This window comes from Rhodobacter ferrooxidans (assembly GCF_000176015.1).
GTDB classification, from domain to species: Bacteria; Pseudomonadota; Alphaproteobacteria; order Rhodobacterales; family Rhodobacteraceae; genus Pseudorhodobacter_B; species Pseudorhodobacter_B ferrooxidans.
In genome coordinates, this window is record NZ_ACYY01000016.1 from 84522 (window position 1) to 92604 (window position 8083).

Annotated in this window: 9 protein-coding genes; 1 reads left to right on the forward strand and 8 read right to left on the reverse strand. The window is 66.0% G+C overall.

Annotation, left to right across the window (positions count from 1 at the left end):
• Positions 1-1167, reverse strand: coding sequence for an Mce/MlaD family protein (locus RSW2DRAFT_RS12325; RefSeq protein ID WP_008031439.1), 1167 nt, complete (start codon positions 1165-1167; stop codon positions 1-3).
• 84 nt (positions 1168-1251) lie between these two features.
• Positions 1252-1797 carry a gamma-glutamylcyclotransferase gene (locus RSW2DRAFT_RS12330; RefSeq protein ID WP_008031441.1) on the reverse strand — a complete coding sequence of 182 codons (546 nt, stop codon included), beginning with the start codon at positions 1795-1797 and terminating at the stop codon, positions 1252-1254.
• 64 nt (positions 1798-1861) lie between these two features.
• Between RSW2DRAFT_RS12330 and RSW2DRAFT_RS12335 the strand changes: the two genes are divergently transcribed.
• Positions 1862-2854, forward strand: a complete 993-nt coding sequence (locus RSW2DRAFT_RS12335; RefSeq protein ID WP_008031442.1) for a DUF2125 domain-containing protein — start codon at positions 1862-1864, stop codon at positions 2852-2854.
• 98 nt (positions 2855-2952) lie between these two features.
• Here the strand turns inward: RSW2DRAFT_RS12335 and RSW2DRAFT_RS12340 are convergent, their stop codons facing one another.
• The 6 genes from RSW2DRAFT_RS12340 to RSW2DRAFT_RS12365 form a co-directional block, all read right to left on the reverse strand.
• On the reverse strand, positions 2953-3801 hold the full coding sequence (locus tag RSW2DRAFT_RS12340) for an extensin-like domain-containing protein (protein ID WP_232209685.1): 849 nt from the start codon (positions 3799-3801) through the stop codon (positions 2953-2955).
• 22 nt (positions 3802-3823) lie between these two features.
• A complete protein-coding gene (locus tag RSW2DRAFT_RS12345) occupies positions 3824-4801 on the reverse strand; it encodes a prephenate/arogenate dehydrogenase family protein (protein WP_008031446.1) in 978 nt (325 codons plus the stop codon).
• Positions 4801-5886, reverse strand: coding sequence for a histidinol-phosphate transaminase (hisC, locus tag RSW2DRAFT_RS12350; protein WP_008031448.1), 1086 nt, complete (start codon positions 5884-5886; stop codon positions 4801-4803). Before hisC ends, RSW2DRAFT_RS12345 begins: the two co-directional genes overlap by 1 nt.
• Positions 5887-6019: 133 nt before the next feature.
• Positions 6020-6556: a TIGR00645 family protein gene (locus RSW2DRAFT_RS12355; RefSeq protein WP_008031449.1), complete on the reverse strand. Its 537-nt coding sequence runs from the start codon at positions 6554-6556 to the stop codon at positions 6020-6022.
• A gap of 90 nt (positions 6557-6646) precedes the next feature.
• The gene (gene rpsD, locus RSW2DRAFT_RS12360; protein WP_008031450.1) at positions 6647-7267 is read right to left on the reverse strand and encodes a 30S ribosomal protein S4; all 621 of its coding nucleotides are present in this window, start codon (positions 7265-7267) and stop codon (positions 6647-6649) included.
• Positions 7268-7470: 203 nt separating this feature from the next.
• Positions 7471-8083 (reverse strand): Hint domain-containing protein (locus RSW2DRAFT_RS12365; protein WP_008031452.1); only part of this gene is annotated, 613 nt, incomplete at its 5' end.

Below are 8083 nucleotides of genomic sequence, written 5' to 3' on the forward strand. Positions count from 1 at the left end.
CTAGCCGCGCCCCACGCTGCCGCGCGACAATTGCCGGATCGCCGCAGTCAGCCCCGACAGATCGGCGCGCAGATCGGCGGTGGTTTCCTGCCGCCCGGCCGAAATCTCCTCGAGTATCCGCAAAAGCTGCACGTCGATCGAGCGCAGCCGCATCCGGCTTTCGGCATCGGAATGTGCGCCACCTTCCGCCCCGGTCAGCGCCGCAACCAGCCGGTCCTGCCCCTCGGCAATCCGGCCCAGCAGCGCCGCCTGCCCGGACTCGGCGGCCAGCGTGCTGTTCAGCCGCGTCACCGCCGCCCCCAGATCCGAAATCCGGTCATCGACCTGGCTGCGGTTGATGTCGGACTGGGTGTAAAGCGTCTGCAACACCTCCATCTGCCCGGCCAGTTGTTCCAGCACCGCGGCAATCGCCCCCTGATCGCCTTCGCCATCGCCCCCGGCAATCCCCAGCCGGGTGATCGACGACAGCCATTCCTCCAACTGCCGGTAAAACCGGTTCTGGCCATGGCTGGCGAAAAGTTCCAGCAGCCCCACCACCAGCGACCCCGCCAGGCCCAGCAACGACGACGAGAACGCCGTGCCCATGCCGCCCAACTGGCCCTCCAGCCCGGTCATCAGCTTGCCGAACACCTCGGTGCTGGTCTGGCCTTCCTGCGGCGCCAGCGTGCGGATGGTGTCAACCACCGCCGGCACCGTGGTGGCAAGGCCGTAGAACGTGCCGAGAAGTCCAAGGAAAATCAGCAGGTTGCCCAGATAGCGGGTGATGTCGCGCGCCTCGTCGATCCGCGCCGCCACCGATTCCAGAATGGAACCGCTGCTGGAGGACGAGATCTGCATCCGCGCGCCCCGGCTGCGCAGCAGGGTGGCCAGCGGCAGCAGCAGGGTCGGCGCCCGCGCCATTTCCTGCCCCGGATGGCTGTGCACGAAGCCCTTGATCCAGCGCACCGATTGTTGCAGTTGCACCACTTGCCAGAAGCAGGTCAGCACGCCCAGCAGGAACACCAGCCCGATGAAGCCGTTCAGCATCGGCTTGGCGCGAAATACCCCGACCAGCGCCGGATAGGCCAGCACGGCCCCCACCAGCACCGCCGCCACCACCAGCAGCATCAGCACAAGCTGCCGGATCGGCTGGGTAAACTGCGGCTCGGCCTCGGGGGTCATCTGCATCGGGGGGCGGCAACCTTGCTGTTGGCTTGCCGAACCATAGGCAGCAAGCCGCGTTCTGCCAAGGTCAATGCGGCAGCCGCCGCGTCAATTGCCAGCCGCCTGCAACTGCCGCACCGCCGCCGCCAGCCAGGCCAGATCGGCATCCTCGATCCCCAGCGCCGCCAGATGATCGGCGGTGTTGAAAAGGTAATCGCAGTTGCGCCCGCGCCCGCCTACAGCCTGCGCAATGATCGCCGCCTGTTCCGGCAACGCCAGCCCGCCGCAATACTGCACATGGTCGGGGTCGATCACATAGGCCAGCGCCTCGACCCGCCCGCCACCCTGCAAATCCACCCAAAGCCGTTCTTCCAGATAGGCCGCCGAGATCAGCTCACGCTCGCGCAACCCCGCCAGCGTGTCCGCCTCGGCCCCACTTGCCACCCGAAACGCCACGCCGTCGCAATGCGCCCCCGCAGCCCGGTCCAGCGCCAGCACCAGCCCTGGTGCCGCCTCGGTGCCACGATGGTGGATGGATCGCATGCAGAAACTGCGGTGCCAGCCCGGCAGCCTGGCAATCCGGGTTTCCGCCACCGGAAACTCCGGGTTCCAGATCAGCGACCCATAGCCAAACACCCAAAGCTCCGACCCCATCGCGCTGGCCCTCCTTGCCTGCGCCCTGTAAACACAAGCGGCGGGGAAATGGAAAGGGGCGGCGATGCGCAGGCTGTTGGCATGGGGGCTGGGGCTGGCAGTGGCGTGGAGCGGGCTGTGGTTCGCCGCCACCTTGGCGTTGCAAACCGCCGCCGAGCAGTGGTTCGCATCGCAAGCAGCCCAAGGGATGCGGGCGCAGCGTGACAGCCTGACCGTGCAGGGCTTTCCCGGCACCATCGACCTTGCCGCCACCGGCATTGACCTTGCAAACCCCGCCACCGGCATCGGCTGGCAGGCGCCGTCGCTAAGCCTTGCCACCACGGCCTGGTGGCCCTGGCAACTTACCGCCACCCTGCCCGCCACCCAAACGATCACGGCACCCGGCGAAACCATCACCCTGACCTCGGACGCGCTGCAAGCCAGCACCTCCGTCGCCCCCGGCCTCGATCTGCGGCTCGACACCATTACACTTTCCGGCACGGCGCTGGATGCCCTTTCAAACCTCGGCTGGCACCTCGCCGCCGACCAGCTTGACCTGACCACAACGCCCGATCCGTCGCAGCCCAACGCCTACGCGCTGCACCTGCACCTGACGAATTTCGCCCCCGACCCGGCGTTGCTGGCCCGCCTGCAAAGCCAGCCGCCCCTACCCGCCCAGATCGAAACCATGCAGCTTGAGGCCATCGCCGCCTTCACCGCCCCGCTGGATCGCCACGCCGAAACCACCCGCCCCGGCGTGGCACTCCTGACCATCAGCCAGAGCCTGATCCGCTGGGGCACCCTGTCCCTCACCGCCAGCGGCAGCGTGCAAGCCGACGCGAATGGCCGCGCCGAAGGCCGCATCAACCTGACGCTGACCAACTGGCGCACCGCCTTTGCCCTGGCGCAAACCTCCGGCCTGATCAAACCGGAACTTGCCCCCACCATCGAGCGCGCCCTGACCCTGCTTTCCAGCCAATCCGGCGACCCCGAAACCCTGGCGCTGCCGCTGGCCTTTCAGCAAGGCCGCATGAGCCTCGGCCCGCTGCCCCTCGGTCCAGCCCCACGGCTGAACTAAGCCCATTCACCTTTGCAAAAATATCCTCGGGGGAAGGCGTGCCTGCACGCCGTGGGGGCAGACAGCCCCCTCTTCCTTCACGGAAACCAGCGTCTGCCTCAACGGCAATACGACCCGCTGCGATAGCGCGCGGTGTCAAAATGCATGTGATCCTCGTGATAGCCATCCGACCCCGGCCCCAGCGTGGTGCCAAACACCCCGCAGGCGGCGCGATAGGCGGCCTTGATCGGTTTGCTGCCGCGCCAGTTGTCCGCCACCGTCAGCACCCGGCCATCGGCCAGCACCAGACCGGAAATATCCAGTGCCCGGCCGCGGCCATGCTCGCTGATCTTCGCACCGCGCTTGTTGTTGCGCGGACGGCAGGCGTAATGGGCTGCCACCTGCAACTGCACCACCGGGTTGCGGCGGAACTGCGGTTGCAGGCCGTCCTGCACCCAGGCCTTCAACGCCCGCGCTGTGGGGCAATCTATCGTCGCGGCCTGGCTCAGCCGCACACCGGCGACCGCGGTGATCCGCACCGCATCCGGCACACCGCAGCCCCGCACCCGCGAGGTGATCGGCGCGATGGCCTCGCCGCGAATCTCGGCATCGCCGCAGACAGCACCTCGCCGGGTGCGCAGGCTTTCATTGCCAGGCTGGGTGCGCACGGCAGCCGCTTGCACCACGACTTCGGGTGCCGTTGCCCGCGCCGTCAAACCCGCAGGCCGGGGCTTTGGCCGTGGCACCATCGCGGCAACCTGCACCACGGCTTCAGGGGTGATGTCCGGCACCAGCCCGGCAGGCCGCGGTTTTGGCCGCAGCATCGGCGGCACGGCACTGGCCTGGGCAATGGCACCGGGCGCTTCGGTCACCTGCTGCACCAGACCGGGGCGCGGCAGCGGTCGAGGCGAATGGTCGGGGGCGTCGGCAAAGGCACCAGAGGCCAGCAGCATCCATGCCGTTGCCAATCGCCGCGCCCATCGCATCCGCCTAATGCTCCTCGCCCGCCGGATTCACGCCCGCCGGATTCACGCCTGCCGGCTTCACGCCTGCCTGCACCTGCGCCGACCGCCCGAAATCGGCGGCGGCGGTGTCCTGCCCCGCTTCGATGATACCACGGCGGATCGCGCGTGTCCGGGTGAAATAAGCGTGCAGATGCTCGCCGTCCCCCAGCCGGATCGCGCGCTGCAAGGCAAACAGCTCCTCGGTAAAGCGGCCCAGGATGTCCAGCGTCGCTTCCTTGTTGTTCAAGAACACGTCGCGCCACATCGTCGGGTCGCTGGCCGCAATCCGGGTGAAATCGCGGAAACCGGCGGCGGAATAGCGGATCACTTCGCTGTCGGTGACGCGTCGCAGGTCGTCGGCCACACCGACCATGGTATAGGCAATCAGGTGCGGCGTGTGACTGGTGACGGCCAGCACCAGATCATGGTGGGCTGCGTCCATCACATCGACATTGGCCCCCATCGCGACCAACAGGCTGAGCAGCCGCGCCAAGGCCGCGGGGTCGGTGCCCTCGGCGGGGGTCAGCAGCCACCAGCGGTTCTGGAACAGTGACGCAAACCCCGAGCGCGGCCCGGAATGTTCGGTTCCCGCCAGGGGGTGCCCGGGGATGAAATGCACGCCCGCCGGAATATGCGGTGCCACCGCCGCAATCACCGCCTGCTTGACGGAACCCACATCCGTCACCGTGGCCCCCGCTGCCAGATGCGGGGCAATCTCGGCAGCAATCGCGGCCATCGCCCCCACCGGCACCGCCAGCACCACCAGATCGGCGCCCTGCACCGCCTCGGCCGCCGTGTCGTAAACCCGGTCGCAGATGCCGATCTCCAGCGCCGTGGCGCGGGTTTCGGCAGACCGCGCGGTGCCGACGATTTCATCTGCCAGCCCGCCCGCCCGCATCGCATGCGCCATCGACGAGGCAATCAGCCCCAGCCCGATCAGCGCCACCCGTTGATAGATCGCCATCACCGCACACCCTTGAACTGCGCCACCGCATGCGCCACCCGCCGACAGCCCGAGGCGTCGCCGACGGTGATGCGCAGGCACTGCGGCAACTTGTAGCCCGCCACCTGCCGCACCAGCAGCCCCTGGGTTTGCAGATAGTCGTCGCAAGCCTGCGCCTCGGCCTGGTCGGCAAAGCGTGCCAGCACGAAATTCGCCATCGAGATGTCCGAGGGCACACCAAGCTCCGCCAAGGCCTCGGCCAGCCAGACCCGCTGGCGGGCATTGTCGGCGCGGCACTTGGCGACGTAATCCTGATCGCGCACTGCCGCCTCGGCGGTTTCCAGCGCGGTGTTCGACAGGTTGAACGGCCCGCGGATGCGGTTCAGCACGTCGATGATCGGCTGCGGCCCGTAGCCCCAGCCGATGCGCAACCCGCCCAGCCCGTAGATCTTGGAAAACGTGCGGGTCATCACCACGTTGCCGCGCGCCTCGATCAGCGCCAGTCCGGCGTCGTAGCCTTCGACATATTCGGCGTAAGCCCCGTCCAGCACCAGAATTGCCTGATCGGGCAGACCATCGGCCAGCCGCGCCACATCGGCGGCGCTGATCATCGTGCCGGTCGGGTTGTTGGGGTTGGCGATGAACACCAGCCGCGTGCGGTGATTGCAGGCCGCCAGCAGCGCATCGACATCGGTGGTGCGCTCGCGCTCGGGCACCTCGACCGGGGTCGCACCAACCGCCATGGCGGAAATGCGATACATCAGAAAGCCGTGCTCGGTGAACAGCACTTCGTCGCCCGGCCCGGCATAGGCCTGGCACAGGAAGGTGATGATCTCGTCCGACCCGGCGCCACAGATCACCCGGCCCGCGTCCAGCTTGTGCACTTCGGCAATCGCCGTGCGCAGGGCAAGATGGTCGGTCGAGGGATAGCGGTGGATCTGATGCACCGAGCGCAAAAACGCCTCCTTGGCCTTGTCGGATGGGCCAAAGGGGTTCTCGTTCGACGACAGCTTCAGCGCGTTTGCCACCCCGGAAATGGCGCTTTTGCCGCCCTGATACAGAGCGATGTCAAGGATGCCCGGCTGCGGGCGGATGGCGTCGCTCATCATTCACTCCAAACTGTCGCGCCGGTTCTAGCGGCGGGCTCGCACCAAGGCCAGTGGGATGTTAGTGGCGCAGGCAGCGTGTCAGGCAAAAGTGGATACCGGTTTTGCCGCCCGACACGCGAACATCGAAAGCCTAATGCTTGTCGGTCTTGCCGGCCATCCAGTCCATCAGCGCCAGCAGCACGCCGGACACCACGAAGGTCAGATGCAGGATCACCATCCACATCAGTTGCGCCTGGTCGATCACATGGCCTTCAGGCGCCTTGCCCAGTTCCATGAACACCTTCAGCAGGTGAATCCCCGAGATCGCCACGATCGAGGCGATCAGTTTCATCTTCAGCCCCGAGAAATCGACCTTGCCCATCCATTCGGGCTTGTCTTCATTGTCGTCGATATCCAGCTTCGAGACGAAATTCTCGTAGCCGGAAAACAGCACGATCAGCATCAGGTTGGCCGCCAGCGTCAGGTCGATCAGCGACAGGATCGCAAGGATGCCCTTGTCGGCATCCATGCTCAGGGTCAGCGGCACATAGTGGATCAGTTCCTGCACGAACACCACGACCAGCATGCCCAGCGCCACCACCAGCCCCAGATACATCGGCGCCATCAGCCAACGCGAGGAAAACAGGCCTTTTTCAATGAAACGTTCGATCCAGGGTTTGTCCGACATCAGGGGCTCCGCGGTCCGGGTAAATGCAAAAGGCCCGCCTTGCGGCGAGCCCCCGTCTGCCACAGGGGCAGTCTGCCGAAGGGGCAGGGATCAGTTCTTGGCGTAGAATTCGACCACCAGGTTCGGTTCCATCTGCACCGGATAGGGCACGTCGCCCAGGCCCGGAGTGCGGACGAACTTCACCGTCAGCTTGGACTGATCGACCTCCAGATAGTCCGGAATGTCACGCTCGGTCAGTTGCGAGGCCTCCAGGATCAGCGCAAGCTGCTTGGATTTCTGCCGCACTTCGATGATGTCGCCTTCCTTGACGCGGTAAGAGGCGATGTTGACGCGCACCCCGTTCACCGTGACATGGCCGTGGTTCACGAACTGGCGCGCGGCGAAGATCGTCGCCACCAGCTTGGCGCGGTAGCACACCGCATCCAGACGGCGCTCCAGCAGACCCACCAGCATCTCGCCGGTGTCGCCCTTCACACGCTCGGCCTCGGCAAAGATCTTGCGGAACTGCTTTTCCGTCAGATCGCCGTAATAGCCCTTCAGTTTCTGCTTGGCGCGCAGCTGGGTGCCGAAGTCCGAAAGCTTGTTCTTGCGGCGCTGGCCGTGCTGGCCCGGGCCGTATTCGCGCTTGTTCAGCGGCGACTTGGCACGGCCCCAGATGTTTTCGCCCATGCGGCGGTCAATTTTATGCTTGGCAGAGGTGCGTTTGGTCACCGCTGATCTCCTTCAGTTATGGGTGCTCTTTCGGCTGGTCCGATATTCGGGGCCTCAAAGCGTCACGAAGGGCGTTGTCCTCTGATCTTGCGATCCGACAGGTCATTCCTTGCGGAAGCCACCAACACCAATGAAAAGCCCCGGATTCTCATCCGGGACATGGGGCGGCTTATACAGGGGCAAACCGCAGAGTCAACACGCCATCAGGCGGCCAGATCGTGCCGCAATATCGCGGCTTCCGAGGCCGTCAGGTTGCGCCGGGCATGGTCGCCATAGCTGTAGGGGTTTTGGGCAATATGCGGCAGCATCCCCAGCAGCGCCGCCCGCTGCGACGGCTCGATGGTTTCCAGCGCGGTGTTGGCGGGGTGAAAGCTTTCGGTCTCCAGCCCGTTGGCCCAGACGATCTGATGCGCCTCCAGCAGGATATGCACATAGGTGACTTCACGCAGTTGCCGATCCACCATGATCGAGTGGTCGTTCACCAGATCCTCGGCGGTCACCAGGACTTCGGAGACGTTGAACAACGCCTGCGCCGCCGCCCCCTGCACCAGCATCCGGTGCTGCGGCGACACCACCAACTCGTCTTCGGGCCGCCCGACGCCCAGCGCCCCGGTGCGGAACCGGATCGGGCGCAGATGCGGCATGGCATGCAGCCGCGCGCCGCTCATCCGGCGCTGGCCGGCCCACAACACCTCTTGCGGGCCGTTGTCCTTGGTCAGGATCTGCATGCCGGGGCGCAGATGCTGGATCAGGCAGAAACCATCAGGGGTGGAAATGCGGGTATCGGGGGTGAAACAGATCACCCCGCCCGTCGCC